Genomic DNA, 24267 nt, shown 5'->3' on the forward strand with positions numbered 1-24267 from the left:
CGGCGGTTCCCGCCCGCCCGCTGGAGTTCTCCTCATGATTCGCTCCGGACGCCTCGCGACCGCGGTGGCACTCGTGTCCCTGCTGACAGGTCTGACGGGCTGCGGCGGTGCCCCAACCGGTGCACAGGTCGGCGGAACCGTGACCTGGCGCGGGGGGCCCCTCCCCGAGGGCACCATCACGTTCGAACCGGCGGACCCGGCGGGCCGCCCCGAGGGCACCGACGTCCGCAATGGTGCGTTCGCGCTCAAGCTCCTGCCCGGCCCCTACCGCGTCAAGGTCCGGGCGAGCCGCGCCGCGGGGATCGACAAGGTCGTGAACGCCCCGAAGTTCGAGCAGTACATCCCCGCCCAGTACAACGTGAACACGACCCTGACCGCCGACGTCCCCGAGGGCGGCGATCCGGCACTCGCGTTCGCCCTCGTTGATCAACCGGCCCCCCCCGCTGCGCGCTGAGCCCGCTTGGCTGCCTCCCCGTTCGCACTGCCCGCCTCGCCGCGACAACTCACAGGGACGCGACCGTGAGACCTCTTCCGCTCGGACCCACCGCCATGCGCCTCTCCGGTCTCCTCGTCCTCCTGGCGGTCACCCCGGTCGCGGCGGACGGCCCGAAGGACGGCGACGCCGCGCGGGCGGTCCTCCGAGAGCGGTGCGTCTCCTGTCACGGGGCGGACAAGCAACGGGGCGGCCTCCGGCTGGACGCCCGGGCACCCGCGCTCGCGGGCGGCGACGGGGGCCCGGCCATCGTCCCGGGGAAGAGCGGCGAGAGCGAACTCGTGCGCCGGGTGGTGTCGGCCGATCCGGGCCTTCGCATGCCGCCGAAGGGCGACCCCCTCACGAAAGACCAGGCCGCCGCGATCAGCAAGTGGATCGACGCCGGGGCCGAATGGCCGGGCGGCGACGCGGCCGGTCCGGACCCGCGAAAGCAGCACTGGGCCTGGCAGCCGGTGGCGCGCCCCGCGGTGCCGCGGGTGCTGAACGCCGACTGGCCGCGGAACGAGATCGACCGGTTCGTTCTCGCCCGGCTCGAACGGGAGGGACTGAGCCCGTCGCCGGAGGCGGACCGGCGGACCCTGATCCGCCGGCTGTCGTTCGACCTCCTCGGGCTGCCGCCGACCCCCGAGCGGGTCGAAGCGTTCCTGCGCGACGAGCGGCCGGGGGCCTACGAGCGGCTCGTGGACGAGTTCCTCGCGTCGCCCCACTACGGCGAGCGGTGGGCCCGGCACTGGCTCGACGTCGCACATTACGCCGACACCCACGGGTTCGAGCGGGACATGCGGCGGGACAACGCCTGGCGGTACCGGGACTGGGTGATCCGGGCGCTCAACGCCGACCTCCGGTACGACCGGTTCCTCGCCGACCAGATCGCCGGCGACGTCGCCCGCCCGAAGGACCCCGACGCGGTCTCCGCCACCGGGTTCCTCGCGGCCGGCCCGTGGGACTTCGTGGGGCAGGCCGAGACGAGGAGCGAGGTGCTCCGGCGGGCCGCCCGGGCGGACGACCTGGACGACATGGTCACCCAGGTCATGACCGCGGCGTGCGGGCTCACGGTGAACTGCGCCCGGTGCCACGACCACAAGATCGACCCGATCAGTCAGCGCGAGTACTTCGCCCTCACGGCCGTGTTCGCCGGCGTCAAGCGGGCGGACCGGCCCTTGCCCGCGAGCGGCCCCTCGGTCGCCCGCCGGGCCGAACTCGAAGCGGCCCTGGTGAAGGTGCGGGCCGATCGCGTGACCGCCACCGGCGGCGCGTACGACCTGGCCGACATCGTCGGCGGCGGCGACGGCCGCGGGACCGGGACGCCCGGTCGCGGGATCGACCCGCTCTCCGGCCGCAGTCAGGACGCGACCCGCGAACTCCTCGCGGGAGTGAAGCCGAACACCTACGCGAGGTCCGACGTCCGGTTCGTGGACGGGCTCGTGGTCCCGACCGCGGCCCCAGCGGGAACCCCGGTCACCTCGACCGGTCTGGTCGTGAAGGACGTGCCGGAGACGTCCGCGCAGGTCTGGGACGCGGTCCGCAACGGGCCGGTCAACGCCCAGTTCTCGACCAAACTCGGGGAAACCGACTACGCGGCCGGCGGGCACACGCTGCTCGGCCTCCACGCCAACGCCGCCGTGACGTTCGACCTCGCGGCCCTGCGTGCGGCGGGCGCGCCCCGCGAACTCACGTTCACCGCGACCGTCGGATACTTCGGCAAGACCGAGAAGGCCGGCGCGAGTGCGTTCGTCTACGTCGATGGCAGGGAGCAGTACCGGCGGCTCGCGTTCGGGCGCGACGACGGCCCCGCTCGGGTCTCGATCCGCGTCCCGGCCGACGCCCGGTTCCTCACGCTCATGGCGACGGACAACGGGAACGGGATCTCGCACGACCAGGTCGGGTTCGCCGACCCGTGGCTGCGGGCGGCCGACGCCGCTGGGGTGCCCCCGGACCGGTGGAAGGACATCGCGGCCCTGACCCTCCGGGCCACGGAGGTGCGGCGCGAACTGAGCGGGGGGGCCGGGCCGCGCGTCTACGCGGTCGAGTCCGACCCGCCCCCCCCGGTCCGGGTCCACCGCCGGGGCAACCCGGAGGACCCCCAGGCGGAAGTCGCGCCGGGTGCCGTTTCCTGCCTGCCGCTCCCGGCCGCACTCGGGACCGCGGCGACGCCCGAGGGCGAGCGCCGGACCGCCCTGGCAGAGTGGATTACCGACCCGCGCAACCCGCTCACCCGGCGCGTGGCGGTGAACCGGATCTGGCACTACCACTTCGGGACCGGGCTCGTGGACACCCCGAGCGACTTCGGCCTCGGCGGCGGGAAGCCGTCCCACCCGGAACTGCTCGACTGGCTCGCTGAGGAGTTCGCCGCCCGCCGCTGGTCGGTCAAGGAACTCCACCGACTCGTCTGCACCTCGGCCGCGTACCGGCAATCCTCGAAGCCGGTCGCGGCCGGACTGGCGAGAGACGCGGCGGACCGCATGCTCTGGCGGTTCCCCCCGCGGCGGCTGGAGGCCGAAGCGATCCGCGACACGATTCTCGCGGTGAGCGGGAAGCTGAACCGGGAGATGCACGGACCCGGGTACCAGGACTTTCGGTACACGGAGGCGTACGCGCCGGTGTACGAGTACCTGCCTCCCGACGCCCCCGAGGTATGGCGGCGGACGGTCTACCGGTTCGCCGTCCGCACGACCCCGCACCAGTTCCTCACCACCCTCGATTGTCCGAACCCGGCGAACCTGACCCCCACCCGCTCGACCACCACCACGCCCCTCCAGGCGCTCGCACTGATGAACAACGCGTTCACCCTCAAGCAGGCTGGCTACTTCGCCGCCCGGGTGAAGGCCGAGGCGGGGGACCAGGTCGACGCGCAGGTGAACCGGGCCTTCGTTCTGGCCTTCGGCCGACCCGCGACCCCGGCCGAGACCGGGCGGGGCGCGGAGGTGGTCCGGGCGCACGGCCTCCCGGTGCTCTGCCGGATCCTTCTGAACGCGACCGAGTTCGTGTACGTCGACTGACCGCCCGATGCCACCTCCGACCGGGGACCGACATGGACCGACGTGACTTCCTGTGGCGGGCTGGCGGCGGACTCGGCGGCGTCGCCCTCGCCTCGCTGCTCCACCGCGACGGCCACCTCGCCGCGGAGACCGCCGGCGGGGCGAGCCCGCTCGCGGCGCGGCCCCCGCACCACCCGGCGAAAGCGACCCGGGTGATCCAGATCTTCTGCCCCGGGGGGCTGAGCCACGTCGACACGTTCGACTACAAGCCGGAGCTGGAGAAGCGGGCGGGCAAGCCGTTCGACCCGGACGGCAAGCTGACGTTCTTCGCCTCGAAGCCGGGGAACTGCCGCCCCTCGTTCTGGAAGTTCCGCCAGCACGGCGAGTCTGGGAAGTGGGTGAGCGACCTCTTCCCCCAACTGGCCGGGTGCGTGGACGACCTGGCGTTCGTTCACTCGATGCAGAGCAAGTCGGCGCTGCACGGGCCGGCGATGTTCATGATGAACAGCGGGTTCACCCGCCCGGGGTTCCCGAGCATGGGATCCTGGGTAACCTACGGGCTCGGAACCGTGGGGGACAACCTGCCGGCGTTCGTGGTGCTCCCGGACCCCCGGGGCCTGCCCCCCGGCGGCGTCGCGAATTGGGGGGCCGGGTTCCTGCCGGCGGTTCACCAGGGAACGCTCATCGAGTCGGGTGCCGACAAGGACCTGATCACGGACCTGTTCCCGCCGAAGGGTCTGGCCGGGCGACCCGAGGCCGACGCCCCGGTCCGGGACATGCTCCGGGAGTTGAACACAGCCCACGCCCGGGAGCGCACCGGGGACACCGCACTCGGGGCCCGGATCGCGGCGTACGAACTCGCCGGGCGGCTCCAGTTGAGCGCGCCCGAGGTGGCCGACCTGAGCCGCGAGACCGCCGAGACGAAGCGCCTCTACCAGCTCGACGACCCCGACACCGGCCCGTTCGGGCGGCAGTGCCTCCTCGCCCGCCGGTTCGTCGAGCGCGGCGTGCGGTTCGTTCAGGTGTACTGCGGTGCCGAGAACACGACGGCCAAGAAGGTCCGCCCGAACTGGGACAGCCACGAGGACCTGGCCCGGGACCACGGGTACTGGGGGCCGGTCCTGGACCGCGGCGCGGCCGCACTGATCAAGGACCTGAAGCGGGTCGGGCTCCTGGATTCGACGCTGGTCATCTGCACGACCGAGTTCGGGCGGCAACCGGCCGCCCAGGGGGCGGGCCGGGACCACAACCCGGGCGCGTTCACGGCCTGGATGGCCGGCGGGGGCGTGAAGGGCGGTGTGGCGTACGGTGCGAGCGACGACCTCGGGTACCAGGCGACCGGCCAGCCCACCTACTGCTACGACCTCCACGCCACCGCGCTCCACCTGCTCGGGTTGGACCACGAGCGGCTGACGTACTACCAGGACGGCATCCGCCGCCGCCTGACCGATGTTCACGGGCACGTCATCAAGGGCCTCCTGCGGTGAGCCGGTCGGGCGGCCCGGAACGGTCCCGGAAGCTGTCACCCCGTTTCGAACCAGGAGTGTTTACGTGCGGCGTGCCCGAGCGGCACTGACCCGGCGCTCGGTTCGTGAGCGGCGAGACGGTGGCGACCGGCATGGAGGGAGGAGGCCCGGCCCCGGAGCGGGCCGCGGCACATGGGAAGGGTTCGTGCGGCGGCACGCGGGGACCCTGTGGGCCAGCGACTTCCTCACGGTGCGGACAGCGACGAGGGCGGGTTCGTGGACCTATACCTGCTGTTCGTCATCCACGTCGGCACCCAGCGTGCGTTCGAGGTCGGGATCTCCGCCAACCCGACCGACGAGTGGTTCAGGCAGCAGGCCCGCAAGGCATCGATGCAGATGGCCGACTGGGGCCTGTCCGCGACGCACCTCTTGATCGACCACGACTCGAAGTTAAACGGCCACTTCGACGCGGTGTTGGCGGCCGACGGGTGCGAGGGGAAGAGGGTCGGCCCGATGTCCCCGAACATGGACACTCATCACCCACACCGAGCGGCTCGCGCAGACGTTGCGGAAGGAGCCGCTCGACCACTTCGTGGTGCTGGGCGCGGGCCACCTGCGGCACCTCGCGACCGAGTTCCTGGCACACGACAACGGTGAGCGTCCGCACCAGGGCGTGGGCAGCGTGCCCCTCACCGGGGACCGTTCACTTGATTCTGCGGAGCACGAGCCGGCCGTGGTCCCGTTCCCCCGCGGAGCGGGTCCGGTGCCGGTCGCGGCTCGGTGGCCTCCTGAGGCACTATCTCCGCGATGCGGCCTGGCCCCACGCCTTCCCGCACGCACATCTCGTGACTTCGCCACGTCCCCGGCCGCGTGGGCGGTCGGCGCGGCACACGCCGAGGGCAGCACCTCGGTTCCGATCGCGGCCGCCCCGGGCCTTGCGGTGGGCGCTGGAAGCGGTCTGCCCACCGCCGGTCTGAACAACGGACATCCGCTCGGACGACGACCTCGACCGGCCCCGGAAAGTCCCTGTGGTACCCGCAGACATCATTGTTGTACAGGACGACCTGAGTCGACCTCTCTGACCGACTTGCCCCGGTCTATTGACGCCGCCTACTTCAAGCTCGGGTTCTTCGGATCGAGCAACGTGAACCTGTCGTCCTCGAACGACGCTTCCCGTGCGTAGAGACTCACGACGGTCTGGAGCACACTCGGCTCCCGCGGGATCAGGGTCAACGCGACGTCCTCGTTCGGCTTCCAGACCGGGATGAAGACGAACATCCCGTTGCCGCGGCCGAACTCGTTCGCCTTGTCGCTCTTGGTGAACGCCCAGTTCGTACTCAGCCACGCGTCCGTGAGGGTGCGGCCGCTGGTGTTGCGGAGCGTGAAGCGCGAGGAATCGGGCCGCGTCAGCTTCACCAGGGGGACCTTGGACGCGGGGCCGGCCGTCTTCTTCGCCTCGGCCGCAAGTGCCTTGTACGCATCCGTGACGAGGTTCTTGTACTGATCCTCTCTGTTGTTCGTGACCCCGTCACCAAAGAAGAGGTCCTCAAAGGTGTTCTGGTCCCGCTGCTTCGTCGCCCAGTCCTTGAGCTCGGCGTCGCTCATCTGAGCGATTCGCCGGAGCCGCTGGGCCTCGGCCTGTGCGGCCGGGTCCGGCTCGTTCCCCCGTGCGAACACCGGCCGGTCGCCCATCGGCCCGGGTTCGTACCCTTTCAGGGTGCCGAAGCCGAGCATCCGGCGGTCGAGGTTCTCCGCTTTGCTGAGCAACTCGGCGCGCAACGACCGGGGGTCCACCGCCGCATCGGACTTGGCCCGCGCCAGGATCGCCGAGGCGTACTTCTGGACGCCGGGGTCCGGGTACTTGGCCCCCGCCTGCGAGGCGTGCTTCCGCCAGAACTCCTTGCTCCATTTCGTGGTGTCGCGTCCCGGCATCGTGTACTGGTACGACACCGCCGCGGCGAGTTGCGAGAAGACCTCGGACCGCGGCTTGTACCCCGTGCCCGGGTCCGGGAGCAGGGGATCGATTTTCGCCGCCACCGGCTCCTCCGGCTGGCCCGGGAACGGCTTGTACTGGCTCGGGTCGGGCCTCGTCGGTTTCGGAATCTCGAACCGCGGCGTGGTGGGCGGGCGGTTCAGCGCGACCTGGACCCGTTCCGGGTGCGGGTGCCTGACCCCGATCTGGAGGACACCCTTTCTCTGGAACCGCTCGCTGTGCGGGTCCCTGGGAATCGACACGGGGCGCAACTGCGCTCCCTGGGGGGAATAGTGGCCCAGCGCCCCGGCCATTCCCTCGAAGCGGACCACTTGCTCCGGCGCGTCGACCCGGATCGTGAGAACCAAGTACTTCGGGTCGATCTCGGCCTTGACCAACTGAGCCGATGAGGTCAGGACGATCTTCGCGACGATCAGATCGAGCGTACCGTCGCGAAGGTTCCCCCGGATTTGCTCGGTGACGTCGCCCGGGGTGGATAGTAGCGTCCAGTCGAACACGGCTTTCGCGGGCTCGCCCCCGGGGGGGCCCGACGACTTGGCCTTCTCCGCTCCCTTTGCGGCGGTGCGTTCGGCCTCGGCCTCGGCCGCGCCGGGTGCGGCCTTGGTGTCGTCGGGTTTACTCCCGCACCCGGATAAGCCCAGGCAGATCGTGATTGCCGTCACGACCCCAGCGACGCGGTGCGTCATGTCAATGCACTCCCTCGGTGAATGGGACCGGCGGACCTCAAGCAGCAGTTCGCAACGTGACGCCACGAGACTCAGGCACAAGGCACCCGCAGCGGCACTTCGACACAAGTTCCTCGGGACGGAGCCGCACGGCTCGCCCCCACGACCGTGAGCTGGCCGACTACCCAACCGGCGCGTCACTTTCGCGGGGCGGGTTCCGTGCGCCAGCTCAGGACGCGGGCGGTCTGGTCGCCGAGTTCCAACGCGGTGAGCCCGGAACGCACCCCGGTGCCGTACATGCTCCGCTCCAGGAGCTGCGCGACCGGGGACTTCGCCGTGTACCCGCGCTCCCGCACCCCCGGCTGCGCCAGGAGCCCGAAGTCGACGGGCGGGTTCGTCGGGGCGGTGACGATCGCGACCATCTGCTCGGGACCGAACGGCGGCCGGTTGCTGATCGTCCCGATCCCGGTGGTGAACCGCGCGCCGGGTTCGAGCGCCTTGTTCACCTGGCTCCGCGCCGGGTAGAACAGGTCGATCTTGTAGTCCGGGTCCACGATCAGGAGCGACACCTCGACGCGGCGGCTGGGACTGGTGTTCGTCACCTGGAACGAGATCCGGTCGCCGGGCCGGAACACCCACCCGGTCGGCGGCCGCTCGAGTACCACCCCCTGACCTGGGCCGTTGTGACTCAGCACCTCGATCTTGATGTTCGGCCCGTCGCCGCCGCGGGTCCGCTCGGCCTCAAGGCTGGTGCCGACCGCGATCAGCCCGCGGGCGCGGTGGACCGCCTTGAGCTTCCGCGTGAGCGCCTCCGCGAACGGTTCCGTGCCCAGGGGCGGGAGCGGGACCGGCGGCCGATTACCAGAAGCCACCTGTAACTCGGGACCGGCCGGCGTCGCCCGCACCACGAGGTGCGGGGCGTCGCCGACGAGTTGGAACAGCCCGGCCTCTTCCTTCGGGAGCGTGCCGAGCGCCGCCGCGACCCGCCGCTTCACCTCGCCGGTCCGATTGCCCTCGACCCCGACCCGCAGGTGCCCCACCGAGTAGTCCACGGCGGCGACCTCGCACGTCGCGACCGCGGGCAGTTCGGGCGGCTTTGCGGTCCCCTCGTACTCGACCGGGACGACGACCGAATCCAGGGGCCGGGTCCGCTCGACGCGGGCGTACCCGAGCACCCGCGGCGGCTCCTTCCCGCCGGCCGGCGAGCGGACCCGGAGGACGCTCCCAGGCGTGATCCCGTGCAGGTCTCCGACGCCGGCGACGTACTCGCCCCGGACCCGCGTCAGCGCGATGTCGGGTCGGAACGGCTTCTCGGTCCCCAGCACGACGCGGTTCGCACCGGCCCCGTCAACGGTTGGGGTCGGTGCCCCCTGCGGCCGGGCCAGGTAACTCGCCTGGACCCGGTGCATCAGCTCGCGATAGGTGACCGGGAACGTCGACCGTGCGGACTGCTCCAGCACGCCTACTATGGTGTAGGTCAGCAGGCCGTGAACCCTCGCCCCGGGCGCGCTCGCCGGTTGCGGCCCCTCCGGGGTGGTCTCGTACTCCCGGCACGCGTACGTCGCCACCAGGTACTCGTCGGAAGCCGGGGCGAGCAACTGCTCGGTAGACTTCGGGCCGGGGCGGCCGGCCCGCTTCTCGGCCCGGCCGCGGGCCCTGGCGAACTCCTCGTCGGGCACCATGACCCCTTCCCGGCCCCCGCGCGGGAGCTGGCGCACGCGCTCCGCCTCGCGGCCCAGGGTCGCGGAGTGGCAGCAGTCGAAGATCGCCCACACGTAGGCCTTCTTCGAAGTGACGGCCGCGAGCCAGTCGCGGAGCTGCTTGTCGGTGATCGCGTTGGGCACCCGCTCGGGGTGGCCCTGCCACGGCCTGACGTCGGCGGGCAGGAACATCTCGTCGATGCCGTCGGGCTCCGGCGCGACCGGGTCCGGCGGGTCGGACTCGGGCTGCCGGTCGCCGTGCCCGGCCAGCAGCACCACGACCTGGTCCTTGGGCCGCGCGGCCTCTGCCAACCGCTGGAACTCGCGGGCGATGTTGGCCCGCGTCGGCCGCAGTTCGGGCTTCCCCTCGTCCTCGGTGAGGCAGACGACGTTCTCGGGCCGGAACCCGTAGCACCGGACCAGCGTGGACCGCATCAGCCGCACGTCGTTCCCCGGCCCCTCCAGGTAGCACGACGGTCCGAGGTGGTCGTACTTCGTGACCCCGATCAGCAGCGCTCGCTTCCCCGGATCGCCGGTGCCGGGGGGCGGGAGCGGGGGCTCGCTCGGCGGCTCCTGCGGGGGCCGCGGCGGGGCGTGCGGCCCGGAGGGGGTGACCGGCGCCCAGCCCCCTTCGGGCCGGGTCGGGGTCGGTTCGGCGCGGTCCGGCCCTCGCCGCGGGAGCAGGTAACTCGACGCGAGCCCCGCCGCGAGGCCGCCCGCGACCAGGACGATCCCGAGGATCACGCTCCGGCTCAATCGAACACCTGGCATGTCGGGTTCCTCGCGGGGTTGGCGACCGGTGGGTGCGGTGCGGGTGTCACTCCAGCGCGAAGTCGAACAGGACGTTGTCGCTCCGGGCCGTGGGGGACTGGCGGCCCCCCGTGAGCCGCCGCACCTCCTCCTCGACGTACCCCCGCAACTCCAGCACCTGCACCTTCCCGTCCTTGTTCCGGTCCGCGGCCCCCTTGAGCCCGCGGAGCACTGCGTAGGTGAACACCCCGTTCTTCCACTCGGCGGACTCCAGCGCGTACTCGGCCCCACCCGCGGAGGCGACCACCACCGCACCGGTCCCGCGGCGCAGGTCCGCGTACAGGTCCTGCATGAGTTGGAACGAGTTCTTCAGCCCGACCCGGGGCTGGGCCTCCGGGGTCAACCCGCCCCGGGACGCGACCCGCACCGCCCCGTCGGGCTGCGCCTCGCCCTTCGGGAGCGCGGTGTCCTCCTTGTTCACCTCGCCCGAGTGGCACGTGTCCACCAGGAGGAGCTTCCTTCGCGCACGGACCCCGTCCAGGAGCCCCTCGAGCGCCGCGTACGGGAGACCCCGCTTGGCCGGGTCCGCGAAGTCCATGTCCGCGGTCCCAAAGTAGTAGTCCCGCTTCGCGTCCAGCACCCCGTGCCCCGCCAGGAACACCACCACCGCGTCGTCCACCCCGGAGGGCTTCAGAAACTCGGCCGCCTTCAGAATGTTCTCCCGGGTCGCGTCCCGGTTCAGCACCCTGAGCACCTTCACCTCGCCGAAGGTGGCCTTCTTGCCCGCCAGCAGATCGGAGAGGTCACGGGCGTCCTTGTCCGCGTACACGAGCTTGAACCGCGCGTCCGCGTAGTCCGACACCCCGATCGCCGCCACGTACAGGTCCGGCTTCTTCGCGGCCGCGTCGCACCGGACCGTCACCGTCTGCCGCAGGGACTCGGTTCCCTTCTCGTTCAGGACCGACACGTCGATCCGGTTCTCACCGGCCGACAGTTCGACCTCCACGTCCTGCTCCCAGGCCCGCGAGGCCGGCTTCCGCACGTCGATGCCGTTCGCGCCGCGGAGCGGAACCCCGTTCACGTCCCAGTGGACGCGGTCCAGGTTGTACTTCCCGTCGCGGGCCTTCACCCGGAGCTTGATCGCTCGCTCGCGGGTCGACGGGGGCGGGGCGGCCGCAAGTTCGACTTCGGGAACCTCGAAATCGTTCCCGAGCATCGGCTCGGTGTAGTTCATCCGCTTGAGCCGCTGCTGGAACGCCTCGCGGTACGCGGCGGCCAGCTCGGTCTGGGCGAACGTGAAGCACTCCAGAACCTTGTCCGGGCGGTTGAACCGGAGGTCGAACTGCTCGAACGTGAACGCCCGGTCCCGGAACCGGAACGCGAGCGACGGCAGCGCGCCGCGGGCCGCGGCGTAGTAGTTGTCGCTCGTGAGGATGGCCCAGGAGTCGTTGCGGAAGCTCATGAGCTTGCACACCTCCTTGCCGGTGGCGACGTCCCAGATCCGTGCGGCCGTGTCCGCTCCGGCGGTCGCCGCGAACTTACCGTCGGGCGAGAACGCCACGCCCGTCACCGCCGCCGCGTGCGCCCCGAACGGGCGTGCGAACGGGAAGCCCCAGAGTTCGACGGTGCCGTCTCGGCACCCGGTCAGAAGTGACTTCCCGTCGGGCGAGAACGCGACGCACGTAACCGGCCCGGCCCGGTCGCCCTGCCCGGGTTGTTTGGGGCGGCTCTCCCGGTAGACCCCGCTCACGGGCCTGCCGGTTGCGGGCTCGCGGACCTCGACCTTACCGCTCTCATCGACCGTGGCGAGTTTCTTGCCGTCCACGGAGAACGCGACGCACACCACGCGTGCGATTGCCTCACCGGGTGTGAACTTGCGGTCGTAGGGTGCGAGCTTCGATTTCGTCGCGGTATCCCACACAATCAACCCGGACGTGCTGCCCCCGCGGGCGATCAGCTTGCCGTCGGGCGAGAACGCGGCCGACTTCACCAGGTCCTGTCGCGAGAAGTCGTTTTTGGCGAGGGTCGAGTACGCATGAACCTCTTTACCCGTGGCGACGTCCCAGACCCGGGCGGTGTCGAACCCGCCCGACAGCACCGACTTCCCGTCGGGTGAGAACGCGACCGAGAAGATGATGCCGCCGCCCTTGAACCGGGTCAGTTCCTTCCCGGAGGCGGCGTCCCAGACCCGGACCGTGTTGTCGAAGCTCCCGGTGGCCAGCCGCTCGCGGTCGGGCGAGATGGCCACCGCGGTGACGCTGCCGGTGTGCCCCCGGAGCACCAGCACCCGGGCGGCGCGGGACAGGTCCCACAGCGACGCCGTGCCGTCCTCGCCCCCGGTCAGCACGAGCTTGCCGTCCGACGAGAACGCGACGGCGTTGGCGGCCACCCCCGTTCCGTCGAGCCTGCGGAGCACCTTCCCGGTGCTCGCATCGATCACGATCGCGGCGGTGTCCCGGGCCGCGACGATCACCGTCCCGTCCGGCGACACCACCTCGGACCGGTAGGCCATCCCCTTACCCACGGGGAGCGACGACACCAGTTTCCCGGTCCCGACCTCGGTGAGCCGGAGTTCCGCGTCGGTCCGCTCCAGCAGCGCCTTGCCGTCGGGCGAGAGCGCGCCGGACAGCCGCGACTTCGGCGGGGCCTTCGTCTCGCGGACGAGCTTGCCCGTGGCCGCGTCCCAGATTCGGTTGCACGCGCCGTCCGTCGTGAGGACGTGCCTTCCGTCCGCAGAGTACGCGACCGTGCGGCCCCCGTCGAACGTGCGGAGTTCGGCCCCGGTGCTCGCGTCCCACTCGCGGGTGATCTTGTCGTTCCCGGCCAGCACGGTCTTGCCGTCGGGGGAGAACGCGCCGCTCCCGATGGGGGTCGGGGTCTTGAACCGGAGCACCTCTTTGCCGGTCGCGACCGCACACAGCAAGAGCACGGGAGGGGCACCTTTAGCTTTAAAATCCTGCCCACCGAGCAAAAGTGCTTTCCCGTCGGGAGAAAAATGGAGCATCCGCACCGTGTAATGGTTGTCAAAGTTCTTATGGGATGCAAGCACCTTGCCGGTGCTTGCGTCCCAGATGCGGATCTCGAAACCCTGAGCGGTGGCGAACTTCTTGCCGTCGGGCGTGAACGCAACCGGCCCCGGCCCGAACGAACCAGCCTGGAGGGTCGGAAAAAGTTCTTTTCCGGTGACCGCGTCCCAGAGTCGTAACCCCCGGCCAGTGCTGGTATCGCCATCAGTGATGACCCGCTTTCCGTCGGGGGAGAAGAACCCGTCGGTCACCGGATCGGCGTGCCCCGCGAACCGCTGGAGCGCCTTCCCGGTCGCCGCGTCCCACAGGATCGCCGAGCGGTCCTCGCCCCCGGTCAGAACTTGTTTCCCGTCGCGAGAGAACCGGACGAACCGGACGGTGTCCTGGTGGCCGAGTTGGTCCACGAGGAGCGGCCTGTCCTGGGTCGGGGCGGGCGGCGCGAGCAGCGCCACGCCGACCCAGGTCGCCACGACGATCAACGCGCGCTGTCGGAACATACCGCCTCCAAACGGATCGAGGGTTAATGGGCCGGCGGGCCGCGGTCACTCGTGCCGGAACGCGACGCCCTCCAAAAGTGTGAACCCGCTCAAGTTCTCGCGCAGCGCGCCGAGCCGTTGCTTCACCTGGTCGCGCTCGGGGAACGTGACCGTCGCCCCGAAGTCCCGGGGTCGGGGGCCCTCGACCGAGAGCCCCTCGGGCCGCAGGACGATGAACTGGCCCGCGGGTTCGAGCGGCGGCCAGGCGGTTCCGGCGTCCCACGCGGCCCGGAGCTCGTCTGCGGTCGGGGCGCGGTCGGCGCGGCCGCAGACGAACAGGAACTCCGTGCCCGCCGGGGGCGTCAACTCCCGCCCCTCCCCGGCCGCGGGCCACACGACTTCGTGCGCCGCGGCCCGCGGCGGGTAGGTGCTCAAGAGGGTCAGGTGCCCGGCCCCGTTCACGTACACCAGGGCCGCGTGGCCCCGGGCCGGCACCCGGAACCGCACCTGCAGGTGGTCCCCGCTGCGGAGCGGGACGACCTCGGCGAGCGGCCTCGGGTCGAACCCCGGGCGGCGGACCATCACGGCCAGGTCCACCGGCTCGGTCGGGGCCGGGGCGGCCCAGCTCCACCGGTCGGTGAGCGAGCGGCCGACCACCGCCGCGCCGCCGACCAGGGCCACGATCGCGACCGCGGCCGCGGCGCGCCTCGCCCACACCGCCGCGGGCCGCCGCACCGCGACCGCCAGGGGCCGGTGCTCCCCGATCGCGGCGAGCGCGTCGGCCACCTCGCTGGCGGTCGCGGGCCGCTCGCCGGGGTTCTTGTGAAGGAGCCGGGAGATCAGCTCCGACAGGGCGGGCGGGACCGCGGGGTTCACCTTCGCCGGGGGCGGCGGGTCGAACGTCGCGATGGCGGTCAGGACCGCCGTCATGCTCGGGCCGGCGAACGCCGGCTGCCCGGTGGCCATCCGGTACAGGACGGCCCCAAGGCTGAACAGGTCGGCCCGCGGGTCCACGGGCCGGCCCGCGGCCTGCTCGGGGGCCATGTACGCCGGGGTCCCGACCACGGCCCCGGTCAGCGACAACCCGTCGGCCCCATCCACGCTCCGGGCGAGCCCGAAGTCCAGCACCTTCACCCGCCGCACCCGGGCCGCGGGGTCGGCGGCCGCCGGGTCCCCTTCGAGCCACGTGTTCGCGGGCTTCACGTCCCGGTGAACGAGCCCCCGGTCGTGGGCCGCGGCCAGCCCGAGTGCGACCTCGCGGCCGACCTTCACGACCAGGTCGAGCGGCGGGAGCGGCTCGCGGACCAGGCGCTCCTCCAGCGACTCGCCCCGGAGCAGCGGCATCACGAGGAACGGCGCGTCGCCGTCCACGCCGACCTGGTACACCGCGACGACGTGGTCGTTCTCGACCGCCATCGCCGACCGGGCCTCGCGGAGGAACCGGGCACGGGCGCTCGCGTCGGCCGCGTGGCGCGCGTGCATCATTTTGATGGCGACCTGCCGGTTCCCGAGCGGGTCGTCGACCAGGTACACGACCCCCATGCCGCCCTGGCCGAGCCGCCGCACCACGCGGTACCCGCCAACGGTTTCGGGCAGGTCCGCGGGCCGCGGGTCGAGCGCCGCGGACAGCGGCCCGGCGGGCGCTGCGTCGCGGCCGTACTCCCAGTGCCTGGTCGGCCCGAGGACGTCCTGGATGGCCGCCTCGGCCCAGGGGCCGAGCGGGCCGTACACGGCCCGGGCCTCCGCAACGGTCACGGGCCGCCCGTCCCGGCCGCGGTACTCCGATTCCACGGCGAGCAGGTCGCGGAACAGCTCGGGCCACAGGACCGCGGGCGCGGCCCGGAGCGCGTCGGCGAGGGGCACCGGGCGACCGCCGAGCCACCCCTGCTCGAACTCGTCGCACAGGCGATCGACGAGTTCACCGGCGGCCACGGTCCCCGGCTCGGGGGTGTGGGACATGCGGTGCCTTTCTCGCGGGTGTGGGACCGGAACCTGTCTGATGGTAGTCTCAGCGGACCGAACTCGCTATAAGCTTCACCGATTGTTCACGCCACGGCGTGTGCCGGGGCCGCGGGGACAAGGGCGGCCGCCGTCAACCGCCGCTCCGCCCGGACCCCCGCCCGCCGCAAGGTGCGGGCCTCCGACGCGGTCAGGTGGTACGAGTGGACCCCGACGCCCGACCGCAGCTCGCCGCTGCCGACCCGCAGGAACAGCTTCGAGCGGGCGTCCCGCGGCAGGCTGTCGAGGTCGAGCACCACGGCGTCAGCGGCGACCGCCCGGTCGGCGTCCTTGAGCGCCAGCACGGTGAGGTCCAGGCCGAGGCGGTCGGTGATCCGGCGGGCCAGCGCGGCGTTCACCTGGTCGTGGGTGAGGTACGCGATCATCGGGTTCTCCTGGGTTCGGGTGGGCGGGGTGCCCTGACACCGGACCCATCCCCGCCCGCGGCCCGGACCCCTCACCAGCTCCGGATTTTTTTTCGCCGGGCCGGGCGACCGTAAAGTGACCGTGGACGCGGGGGCTCGGGAATGACGGGACCGGGGAGCGTGACGGTGTTGCTGGACCAGCTCAAGGCCGGCCGGAACCGGGACGAGGCGGTCGGGCAGTTGTGGGAACGGTACTTCGCCCAACTGGTCGAGCACGCCCGCCGGCACCTGCGGTTCCGGCGGGCCGCGGCCGACGGCGAGGACGCGGCGCTGTCTGCGTTCGACGGGTTCGTGCGGGCGGTCGCCGCGGGGAAGTTCCCGAAGCTCGGCGACCGCGACGACCTGTGGCAGGTGCTCCTCATGCTGACCGCGAACAAGGCCCGCAACGCGGTCCGCGACGAGAACCGGCTCAAGCGCGGCGGGGCCTTCGCGGCCCACGAGATCGCAGCGGCGGACTCGGTGCCCGGGGGCGTACCGGTCGCGTCCGCGGACCCCGACCCGGCCGAAGCCGCGGTGCTCGCAGAAGGGGCCGAGCGGCTCCTCGCGGCGCTCGGGGACGCCGAGTTGCGCCGGGTCGCCGAGCTGGCACTCGCGGGCCACACGAATGTGGAAACCGCCGCCGCCATCGGGAAGGCGGTCGCGTCGGTCGAGCGCAAACTGCGGCGCATCCGGGAAACCTGGCTGAACCTCGGGTTCGGGTGACGACACAGTTCTCGTCGGTGGCGGCGGTAGTTTTGAGAACTTCAAGAAGCGGACAGGGTGCGATGACGCGAGAAGTTGCAGGGGGACTACTAAGGAGGTCCGCAGAAGTTCTTTCACAAGACGTTTCCCAACCAGAAGTTGTCTGAGAAGACGCCAGTGGTCTTCAACGCCCACTCGGGTGACTGGCTCTCCAGGTGGTCGATGAACTGCTCGACCTGTTCCTCCAGGGTGGCGTACTGCTTGTTGGCACCCACCACGTCCTTGGCCTGGCCCCACAATGTGTCCATCGGGTTGAGCTTGGGTGCCCACTTGGGCAACCACAGCAACTCGAACCCGAACTCGTCGGCCAACCGGACCGACCCCTTGGCCGTATGGCTCGGGTCCTCGTCCAGCAGCATCGCCACGTGCCAGCCCCGGTAGGAGCTGCGTACCACCCGCAGGAACGCCTGGAAGTCGGCTGCCCGCTGGTGCTCCCGGGGCAACAACAGCCGACGGCCGGTCCGCAGGTTCATCGCCCCGAAGACCACACACCGGCCGTTCCGCCCGCAGAGGAGTACTTCCTTGGGGTGGCCCCGGGGTGACCAGGCGGCCCGCAACGGCGGGAACAGCAGCAGGTCCGTCTCGTCCTCGGCCAGGACGACGCTACGTGCTGGCAATTGCCGGATCTGGCGCAGGATGCTCCTCTTTTTTCCCCCCGAACTCGGGGTCCGGGTCGAGAGTGCAGCGGGAACGCTTCCAGGTGTAACTCAGTCGCTGTAACTCACGCCGGAGGGTGTCGTCGGAGAACGGCCGGCCGGTGCGGCGGGTCAGGTGCCCGCGAAGCAACGGCACGGTCCACTGGGCTGCGAAGTAGCCCATCTCTTGGGGAGAGCAGCCCAGGAGTTCGCGGAGCAACTCCCGGTCCGACGGGGTCAGCAGTCGGGGTCGCCCGGACCGGTCGCGGTCAGGGAGGGCATCGGGGGCGTGGTCACGGCCGTAGGTCGCGACCCAGTGGTAGACAGCCCGGGGCGTGACCCGAAGTCGGCGGGCGACGGAGGCAACGGGTTCGCCATCGGCGATCTCCAAGACCGCCAGGGTACGGCGGTACACTCGGGCATCGTGGGTGGGGTGGAGTTGCCGTTCGAGGTGCCGGCGTTGCCAGTAAGTCAGGGTCAAGGTGTCCACGGCTGTCCTCCCCTACTTGGGAGGCTACCACGATAGGTCAGTTTGCGAAAGAACTTCTGCGGACCTGCTTAGACCGCCACCGCTGACTTGCGGCCTCGCATCGCTACTCCTGATGGGTGCACACCATCGGGAGGAACCCGTGAAGAAGTACAAGGTGACCCTGACCGACGTCCAGCGGCAGCAGCTCCGGGACCTGATCGCGGCCGGGAAGGCGGCCGCCCAGAAGCTCGCCCACGCCCGCATCCTGCTCAGGGCCGATGCCAGCCCTCGTGGCCCGGCGTGGACCGACGACCGCATCGCCGACGCCGTGGAGGTCAGCACCGACACCGTCGCCCGGGTCCGCCAGCGGTTCGTCGAGGACAGCCTGGAGGCGGCCCTCGACCGGAAGAAGGCGGCCCGCCCGCCGGTCCCGCCGAAGCTCGACGGGCGGTCCGAGGCCCGGCTCATCACCCTCGCCTGCTCGTCGCCCCCCGACGGCCGGAACCGGTGGACCATGCAACTGCTGGCCGACCGGCTGGTCGAGTTGGAGGTCGTAGACACCGTCTCCGATGAGACGGTCCGACGGGTGCTCCAAAAAAACGCGATCAAGCCGTGGCTGAGGGAGCAGTGGTGCCTCCCGCCGGAGGCCGACGCCGGGTTCGTGTGTGCGATGGAGGACGTGCTCGACGTGTACCACCGCCCGCACGACGAGAAGCGGCCGGTGGTGTGCCTGGACGAGGCGAGCAAGCAACTGGTCGGCGAGGTGGTGCAGCCGCTCCCCCCGGAGCCCGGCCGGCCGGAGCGGTTCGACTACGAGTACGTCCGGAACGGGACGGCCAACCTGTTCATGATGTCCTAGCCGCTGGCCGGGTGGCGGCACGTGGCGGTGACCGACCGGCGGACGGCGAAGGACTTCGCCGAGGTGGTGCGGTGGTTGGCCGAGGACGTGTACCCGGAGGCCGACCGGATCGTGCTGGTGATGGACAACCTGAACACCCACAAGTTGGCGAGCTTGTACGAGGCGTTCCCGCCCGAGCAGGCGAGGCGGATCGCCGAGCGGATCGAGGTCCACCACACCCCGAAGCACGGGTCGCGGCTGAACGTGGCCGAGATCGAGCTGAGTGTGCTGGCCCGGCAGTGCCTGGACCGGCGGATCGAGTCGGTCGATGCGTTGCTCGACCAACTGGAGCCGTGGGAGGCCGAGCGGAACGACCGGGCGGTCGGGGTGAACTGGCGGTTCACGACGGCCGACGCCCGGATCAAGCTCCGCCGCCGATACCCCGCAATCGAGTAGTGGTGGTCTACTACCGCGATCTGCCCGGCCCCGTCGGCCCGATGCCCCCTGGCGAAGTAGTACCGGAGGTGTCCGCACCCAGTCCATCGCACCCCGCCCAGGTCGAGCACCTCCGGCGGCCCCGCGATCTGCCGCAAGAGGGCCTCGCTCGCCGCGAACCACGCGGCCAGTTCCCGGAACTCGGCCTCCGTCACCGGCGGGATGACGGCCTCGATCCGGTGGACCATCTCGGCGATCCAGAGGAACGCGGCGTCGAGGTCCGGGAACCGGCCCCCGGTCCGCCAGTTCAACTCGCGTTAGTGTGGGGACGGGGCGCAGGGCTCGACTCCGGGGGCGGGTCGGCCGAGGCGCGGGCCGGCCGCCACGGCGTCGTGGAACAAGGCCAGGGCCTCGGGGAACTCGGGCTCGGGGGCGAAGAACCCGTCCCGGCCCATGTCTCCGAAGGCGGCCAGCCACTCGTCCTCGGTCCGCGGGCCGGTGACTTCGATCGAGGGCGCGGGGACGCGGGCCTCCAGGTGGGCAAGCCGTGTCCCGAGGCACTTGCCCCGTTGCATCGCCATCGCTGCCTCCGGTTTCAACTCAGCCCCGCCGCATGACCGCGTCCAGCGCGGCGAGCATGTCGTTGTCCGAGTCCAGGACCTCGCCCTTGATCCCTGCCTCCGCCTCCCACGCGCGGTGCTCGGGGGTGAGGGTGCCGAGGAACGCAACCGCGGTGGCGAGCCACCCGGAGTGGTGCGGGTGCCGCGGGTCCAGGTCCTCGGGGCCGAACGCCCCGGCCAGGAGCCCGCGGGCGAACGCCACCGGGTCCTCGGGCACCGGGCGCCGATCCGACCGGGCGGCGGGGGCGCGCTGTTCGAGAGCGCTGAGGCGGCGCGCCAGGGTCACAGCGGAGCCTCCGAGGGAGCACCGACGAACAGCTCGCCGGCCCTTATCTGCCGCTCGACCGCGGCCAGGATACCGGCCTCGACCGCCGTGGGAAACGTGGTCGGGTGCGCGGCGAACAGCGTGGCAAGCTCCTCGATCCGGTCGCACACGCTGGCGCGGGGCTCGGGGGCGCGGTGCCGGCCGGCGGTCCGCTCGACCGCCCGCACGCGGTGCCGCAGGGTCATGACGCGCCCTCGTTCGGACCGTTGCGGGCGAGCACGGCGTCGGCCTCCGTGCGGGAGGTGACGATGACCTCCTCGGCGTACACGACGTGGGACCCGCCGCACCGGACGCACCGGTCGGCATCACTGGGCACCTGGCCCTCGGGGGCCAGCCACCGGACCATCGGGTCGCACGCCGGCAGGGCGCTCACCAGCTTCTTCAACCGGGCCGTCAGCCGCACGAGTGGTCCTCCGGATGGGGCCGGTCGTAGGCCGCGTAGGAGGTGGCCCCGCCGCACGCGGGGCACGCCGGGAACGGGCGGATGGGGTCGTCGAGGCCGACGGGGACGGCGAGCCCGCACGCCCCGCAGTGGTGCCCGACCCAGTACCGGTGGGGCGGGTCCAGGACCCACGCGACCAGCGCCGCCGGGAGCACGAGCCCCGGCGCCGGGGACCGGGCCCACGGGGCCAGTGGGGCGGACGCCCACGACGCCAGGGCCTCGAGGTCCGCGTCGTACGGCCCGCCCAACTTCGCCGCGAGTGCGTCGGTGAATTTCCCGGGCACGAGGGCCAGGACCTCGGCCCACGTGTCCCGCGCGGAAACGGCCGCGTCCGCTGCCGGCACAACCGAGCGGGCGGCGAGCGATTCAAGGCGGGTGACGCGAAGGGCAGTCCTTCGCATCGCGGTTCCTCAGGCGTACAGGCCGCGGGGCCCGGGTTTGTCCTGCTCCGCGAGCCGGGCCTCCAGCGCCGCCATCCGGGCCTCCAGGTCGGCCACCTCCCGCAACTTCATCCCGAGTTCCAGGACCGCCCGGGCGGCCCCGAGCCGGACCGTGGCGGGGGCGTCCTTCTGCAACTGGAGCAGGGTCCGCACGGCCTCGCCCGCGGCCGCGGTGAGCATCCCGGCGGCCCGTGCGACCATGTCGGTGCGGAGGGCCTGGAGCCGGTCCTTGAACGCGGGTTCGCTGAGCCGCCGGTAGATGGTGCGGTCGGTGAGGTTGCACTGGCGGGCCGCGGCCTCGACCGTGGCCCCGCACGCCAGGGCCAGGAGCAAGGCGTCCTCGTTCTTCTTCCGCTGTTCCGCCACGGCACGCCTCCACAAAGTCACAGGGGCCCGTCTACGAACTCCGCGTCGCACACGATCAACAGCCCCTACGGGGCCATCCGCCCCTCGGGCACCGCGGGGCGGCCCGCGGCCGGGTCGTACACCAGGACCCCGGCGGTCGAGCCTGGCGGGCCATCGGCGTGCAGGCCGAGGGGGAGCCCGCCCGAGCGGCCCACGGGGACCGCCTGGACCGTGGTGAACTGGTCGGCCCGGGGGCGGTCCTTCAGTGCCCGCTCGGCCCGCTCGATCCGTCCGCCGAGTTGCATGTGCCGCCCCCGCGTCAGGATTGTTCCGGGGATCATCAGGTGGAGTGCCGTTCCGCGGCCTTCCCGGTCAGCTGCTCATAGCGGGCAATAATTACGTCCGCGTACCGGGGGTCGAGTTCGAGCAGGGCCGCTCGGCGCCCGGTCTGCTCGGCGGCGACGAGTGCGGTGCCGCTCCCGGCGAACGGGTCGAGCACCGTGCCGCCCGGCGGGCACGAGTTGCCCAGCAGGTACGCGAACAGGTCCACGGGCTTGGGGGTCGGGTGGTCGCTGTTCTTGACCGGCTTGTCGAACTCGAGGACCGTCGACTGGGAGCGGTCCGAGAGCCAGGTGTGCGCGGCCCCGTCGGCCCAACCATATAAGACGGGTTCGTGCCTCCACTGGTAGTCCTGGCGTCCCGGCACGAGGACCGACTTGACCCACACGAGCCCCTGGCGGATGGTGAGCCCGGCGTCGGCACAGGCGAGCCGGACCGGCAGGGCCGTGAGGTCCGCGTGGAACAGGTAGAACGCGCCGCCGGGCTTGAGGTGCGAGCCCGCGGCCTTCAGCGCCGACGCGAGGAACGCGCGGTACGCGGCCGGGTCCAGGTCGTCGTTGGCGATGGTGAGGTGGTCGGCGGTCTTGCCCTCGTACGCGACGTTGTACGGCGGGTCCGTCAGCAGCACGTCCGCGGTGCCATCCCCGAGGGCGGTGGCCACGTCGTCAAGCTTCGTGGCGTCGCCGCACAGGAGCCGGTGCCGGCCCAGCACCCACAGGTCGCCGGGCTTGGTCACCGGCTCGGCGGGCGGGTCGGGCACTTCGTCCGGGTCGCCGACGAGCGGCTCCGGGGCGGTGAGCATCCGGAGGACGTCGTCCTCGGGGAACCCGGTGAGGGACAGGTCGAACCCGTCCTGCTGAAGGGCCACGAGTTCGAGGGCGAGCTTGTCGTCGTCCCACTGGGAGAGAGTTGCAGTCTGGTTGTCGGCGATCCGGTACGCGCGGGCCTGGGACGGGGTCAGCCCGCGGGCCACGTGGACCGGGACCTCGGTGAGCCCGAGCTTCTTGGCGGCCTTGTACCGGGTGTGGCCGGCGACGATGACCAGGTGTTCGTCGACGACGATCGGGGCCCGCCACCCGAACTCGCGGATCGACGCGGCCACGGCGTCCACGCCGCCGTCGTTCCGGCGGGGGTTGTTCTCACAGGGTGTCAGCCGGTCCAGCTGCATGAGTTCGACGTTCACGAGGCCTTCCTCCGTCGTGGGGGGAGCGGGGGCGGGTCGGTCACGGTCCGCCAGGTGTGTCCGACGATCGCGTCGTACGCGGTCAGGTGGGGGACGCCGAACTCACGGGCGACCAGGGCGATGGGGCGGTCGCGGGCCGCGAGGCGGAGGGCCCGCACGGCGTCCGCGGTCAGCCGGGCCATGGGGTGGCGCTCCCCCGCGGGGACCCGCGCCCGGCCGTGCCGGCGCTTGTCGGCCTCGTTCTCGGCGGCGGTCGCCCAGCGGAGGTTCGGGAGGCGGTTGTTGGTCTTGTCCCCGTCGAAGTGGGCGACGTGGGCCTTGGGGAACGGTGGCGGGCCGAGGAAGGCCAGCGCCACGAGCCGGTGGACCTTGACGTGCCAGAACCGCTGGTGCTTGGAGAGGCCGACCTGCGGGTACCCGTCCCACGAGAGCCGGAGCTTCTGGACGTACCCGGCCGGTGCCATCCGGGACTTGCTACTGCGCCGCACCCGGCCGTGGTCGGACACCTCGTACAACCCCTCGTAGCCCGGGATCGCACGCCACTCCTCACGAAACCCGAACTCGCTGATGGACGCGGCGACGGCGTCGACGCTGGGGTCGTTGAGCCGGGGGTTCCCCGGGTACGGCTTGATGGAGTCGATGGGCCTCATCTCGACGAGCATCCGGCACCTCCCGTTCGGGGGCGCGGCACCGCCCCTACCTGGGAACTACACGGACCGCCGGAGAAGTGTCGGGTGATCGGCGGACATTTCGAAAGATTCTCGGGGCCGCGCCCGGCCGGTTTGCTCTCAGGCACCACTCGTAGGAACCAGTTCCCCCGACTCGACCACGGCCTTCAGCGCGGCCAGCCGCTTGCGCGTGTCGCGTGCGAACGCCCGACCCAGCACGGGGGTGAGCCACCCGAACCGGCCCCGCAGCGCGTACCGGAACGCGACCCGGGTCCGGCCCGGCGCGACCTCGGTGAACCGCCACGAGCCGGCGAACGAGCGGATCAGCCACGGGCCCCGCGTCATGCGCACGGCCGCGACGCGGGGCGGGCGGTACGACACGTACTCGGTCTCCATGCCCAGGCCGCTCCGGGCGACGCAGTACGCCCGCACGCCGACACCGGGGGCGGTGGCCCCGGCGAGCAGTTCGGCCGACCGCAGGAACGGGTCCCACGCCAGCCGCCGCTCGTAGTCCTGCGTCACCGCGAACAGGTCCGCGACCGGCGCGGCGATCTCGATGGACAGTTCGAAGGTCATGTCCCGCACCCCCACGGCCGGGCACGCCGGCTTCCACAATGACGGCGACACTGCCCGAACCGTAAGACGGTGCCCGCGATCAACCAGGGGAGGGTGGTTGGAGCTGTCCCTCCGACCGGGCTCGGGCCTACCCGCCCCAGGTGCGGCCGACGGTGACGTCGACCTCGACGGGCACCGGGTCGAGGACCGGGGCCACCGCCTCCACCATGCACCGCTCCAGCCAGTCGGCGGCCCGGTCCGC

Annotated in this window: 22 protein-coding genes and 1 pseudogene; 5 read left to right on the forward strand and 18 right to left on the reverse strand. The window is 71.8% G+C overall.

From position 1 onward, the window contains the following. Nucleotides 1-34: 34 nt before the first annotated feature. The 3 genes from ACTIGN_RS29350 to ACTIGN_RS29360 all read left to right on the forward strand — a co-directional run bounded on the left by ACTIGN_RS29350 (nucleotide 35) and on the right by ACTIGN_RS29360 (nucleotide 4958). Nucleotides 35-454 carry a hypothetical protein gene (locus tag ACTIGN_RS29350; protein ID WP_439630611.1) on the forward strand — a complete coding sequence of 140 codons (420 nt, stop codon included), beginning with the start codon at nucleotides 35-37 and terminating at the stop codon, nucleotides 452-454. Between the two features lie 95 nt (nucleotides 455-549). Beyond that, nucleotides 550-3492 carry a DUF1553 domain-containing protein gene (locus ACTIGN_RS29355; RefSeq protein WP_439630613.1) on the forward strand — a complete coding sequence of 981 codons (2943 nt, stop codon included), beginning with the start codon at nucleotides 550-552 and terminating at the stop codon, nucleotides 3490-3492. 32 nt (nucleotides 3493-3524) lie between these two features. Further along, entirely contained in the window at nucleotides 3525-4958 is a 1434-nt protein-coding gene (locus ACTIGN_RS29360; RefSeq protein ID WP_439630615.1) for a DUF1501 domain-containing protein, read from the forward strand. 224 nt (nucleotides 4959-5182) lie between these two features. Here the strand turns inward: ACTIGN_RS29360 and ACTIGN_RS29365 are convergent, their stop codons facing one another. From ACTIGN_RS29365 to ACTIGN_RS29390, 6 genes are all read right to left on the reverse strand, one after another. Then, the gene (locus ACTIGN_RS29365) at nucleotides 5183-5464 is read right to left on the reverse strand and encodes a hypothetical protein (RefSeq protein ID WP_439630617.1); all 282 of its coding nucleotides are present in this window, start codon (nucleotides 5462-5464) and stop codon (nucleotides 5183-5185) included. A 583-nt stretch (nucleotides 5465-6047) separates the two neighbouring features. After that, nucleotides 6048-7616: a hypothetical protein gene (locus ACTIGN_RS29370; protein ID WP_439630619.1), complete on the reverse strand. Its 1569-nt coding sequence runs from the start codon at nucleotides 7614-7616 to the stop codon at nucleotides 6048-6050. Between the two features lie 176 nt (nucleotides 7617-7792). Beyond that, the gene (locus tag ACTIGN_RS29375) at nucleotides 7793-10066 is read right to left on the reverse strand and encodes a caspase family protein (protein ID WP_439630621.1); all 2274 of its coding nucleotides are present in this window, start codon (nucleotides 10064-10066) and stop codon (nucleotides 7793-7795) included. 46 nt (nucleotides 10067-10112) lie between these two features. Beyond that, nucleotides 10113-13568 carry a caspase family protein gene (locus ACTIGN_RS29380; RefSeq protein ID WP_439630623.1) on the reverse strand — a complete coding sequence of 1152 codons (3456 nt, stop codon included), beginning with the start codon at nucleotides 13566-13568 and terminating at the stop codon, nucleotides 10113-10115. A gap of 45 nt (nucleotides 13569-13613) precedes the next feature. Then, complete coding sequence (locus ACTIGN_RS29385; RefSeq protein ID WP_439630625.1) at nucleotides 13614-15506, reverse strand: serine/threonine-protein kinase; 1893 nt, start codon at nucleotides 15504-15506, stop codon at nucleotides 13614-13616. A gap of 86 nt (nucleotides 15507-15592) precedes the next feature. After that, the gene (locus ACTIGN_RS29390) at nucleotides 15593-15931 is read right to left on the reverse strand and encodes a hypothetical protein (protein ID WP_439630627.1); all 339 of its coding nucleotides are present in this window, start codon (nucleotides 15929-15931) and stop codon (nucleotides 15593-15595) included. Between the two features lie 159 nt (nucleotides 15932-16090). Between ACTIGN_RS29390 and ACTIGN_RS29395 the strand changes: the two genes are divergently transcribed. Further along, complete coding sequence (locus ACTIGN_RS29395) at nucleotides 16091-16672, forward strand: ECF-type sigma factor (protein WP_439630629.1); 582 nt, start codon at nucleotides 16091-16093, stop codon at nucleotides 16670-16672. A 113-nt stretch (nucleotides 16673-16785) separates the two neighbouring features. Here ACTIGN_RS29395 and ACTIGN_RS29400 read toward each other — a convergent pair whose 3' ends face one another. Further along, on the reverse strand, nucleotides 16786-17328 hold the full coding sequence (locus ACTIGN_RS29400) for a transposase (protein ID WP_439630631.1): 543 nt from the start codon (nucleotides 17326-17328) through the stop codon (nucleotides 16786-16788). After that, entirely contained in the window at nucleotides 17315-17836 is a 522-nt protein-coding gene (locus ACTIGN_RS29405) for a helix-turn-helix domain-containing protein (RefSeq protein WP_439630633.1), read from the reverse strand. Before ACTIGN_RS29405 ends, ACTIGN_RS29400 begins: the two co-directional genes overlap by 14 nt. 112 nt (nucleotides 17837-17948) lie before the next feature. Here ACTIGN_RS29405 and ACTIGN_RS29410 point away from each other — a divergent pair. Beyond that, nucleotides 17949-19109, forward strand: a pseudogene (locus tag ACTIGN_RS29410) (IS630 family transposase). Between the two features lie 296 nt (nucleotides 19110-19405). Here the strand turns inward: ACTIGN_RS29410 and ACTIGN_RS29415 are convergent. The 10 genes from ACTIGN_RS29415 to ACTIGN_RS29460 all read right to left on the reverse strand — a co-directional run bounded on the left by ACTIGN_RS29415 (nucleotide 19406) and on the right by ACTIGN_RS29460 (nucleotide 24026). Continuing rightward, nucleotides 19406-19669, reverse strand: coding sequence for a hypothetical protein (locus tag ACTIGN_RS29415; RefSeq protein WP_439630635.1), 264 nt, complete (start codon nucleotides 19667-19669; stop codon nucleotides 19406-19408). 19 nt (nucleotides 19670-19688) lie between these two features. Continuing rightward, nucleotides 19689-19925, reverse strand: coding sequence for a hypothetical protein (locus ACTIGN_RS29420; protein ID WP_439630637.1), 237 nt, complete (start codon nucleotides 19923-19925; stop codon nucleotides 19689-19691). Between the two features lie 65 nt (nucleotides 19926-19990). Then, a complete protein-coding gene (locus ACTIGN_RS29425; RefSeq protein WP_439630639.1) occupies nucleotides 19991-20218 on the reverse strand; it encodes a hypothetical protein in 228 nt (75 codons plus the stop codon). Next, nucleotides 20215-20436, reverse strand: coding sequence for a hypothetical protein (locus tag ACTIGN_RS29430; protein WP_439630641.1), 222 nt, complete (start codon nucleotides 20434-20436; stop codon nucleotides 20215-20217). Before ACTIGN_RS29430 ends, ACTIGN_RS29425 begins: the two co-directional genes overlap by 4 nt. Beyond that, nucleotides 20427-20876: a hypothetical protein gene (locus ACTIGN_RS29435; protein ID WP_439630643.1), complete on the reverse strand. Its 450-nt coding sequence runs from the start codon at nucleotides 20874-20876 to the stop codon at nucleotides 20427-20429. Before ACTIGN_RS29435 ends, ACTIGN_RS29430 begins: the two co-directional genes overlap by 10 nt. Before the next feature lie 9 nt (nucleotides 20877-20885). Beyond that, the gene (locus ACTIGN_RS29440; RefSeq protein WP_439630645.1) at nucleotides 20886-21281 is read right to left on the reverse strand and encodes a hypothetical protein; all 396 of its coding nucleotides are present in this window, start codon (nucleotides 21279-21281) and stop codon (nucleotides 20886-20888) included. Between the two features lie 65 nt (nucleotides 21282-21346). Then, nucleotides 21347-21601: a hypothetical protein gene (locus ACTIGN_RS29445; protein ID WP_439630647.1), complete on the reverse strand. Its 255-nt coding sequence runs from the start codon at nucleotides 21599-21601 to the stop codon at nucleotides 21347-21349. Next, a complete protein-coding gene (locus tag ACTIGN_RS29450; protein ID WP_439630649.1) occupies nucleotides 21601-22782 on the reverse strand; it encodes a DNA modification methylase in 1182 nt (393 codons plus the stop codon). The genes ACTIGN_RS29445 and ACTIGN_RS29450 overlap by 1 nt, the downstream gene beginning before the upstream one ends. After that, nucleotides 22779-23444, reverse strand: a complete 666-nt coding sequence (locus ACTIGN_RS29455; protein ID WP_439630651.1) for an HNH endonuclease — start codon at nucleotides 23442-23444, stop codon at nucleotides 22779-22781. The genes ACTIGN_RS29450 and ACTIGN_RS29455 overlap by 4 nt, the downstream gene beginning before the upstream one ends. Nucleotides 23445-23570: 126 nt before the next feature. Further along, entirely contained in the window at nucleotides 23571-24026 is a 456-nt protein-coding gene (locus ACTIGN_RS29460) for a type II toxin-antitoxin system RatA family toxin (protein WP_439630653.1), read from the reverse strand. Nucleotides 24027-24267: the final 241 nt, after the last annotated feature.

The organism is Gemmata sp., from assembly GCF_051859125.1.
In the GTDB taxonomy this organism is placed as follows: domain Bacteria; phylum Planctomycetota; class Planctomycetia; order Gemmatales; family Gemmataceae; genus Gemmata.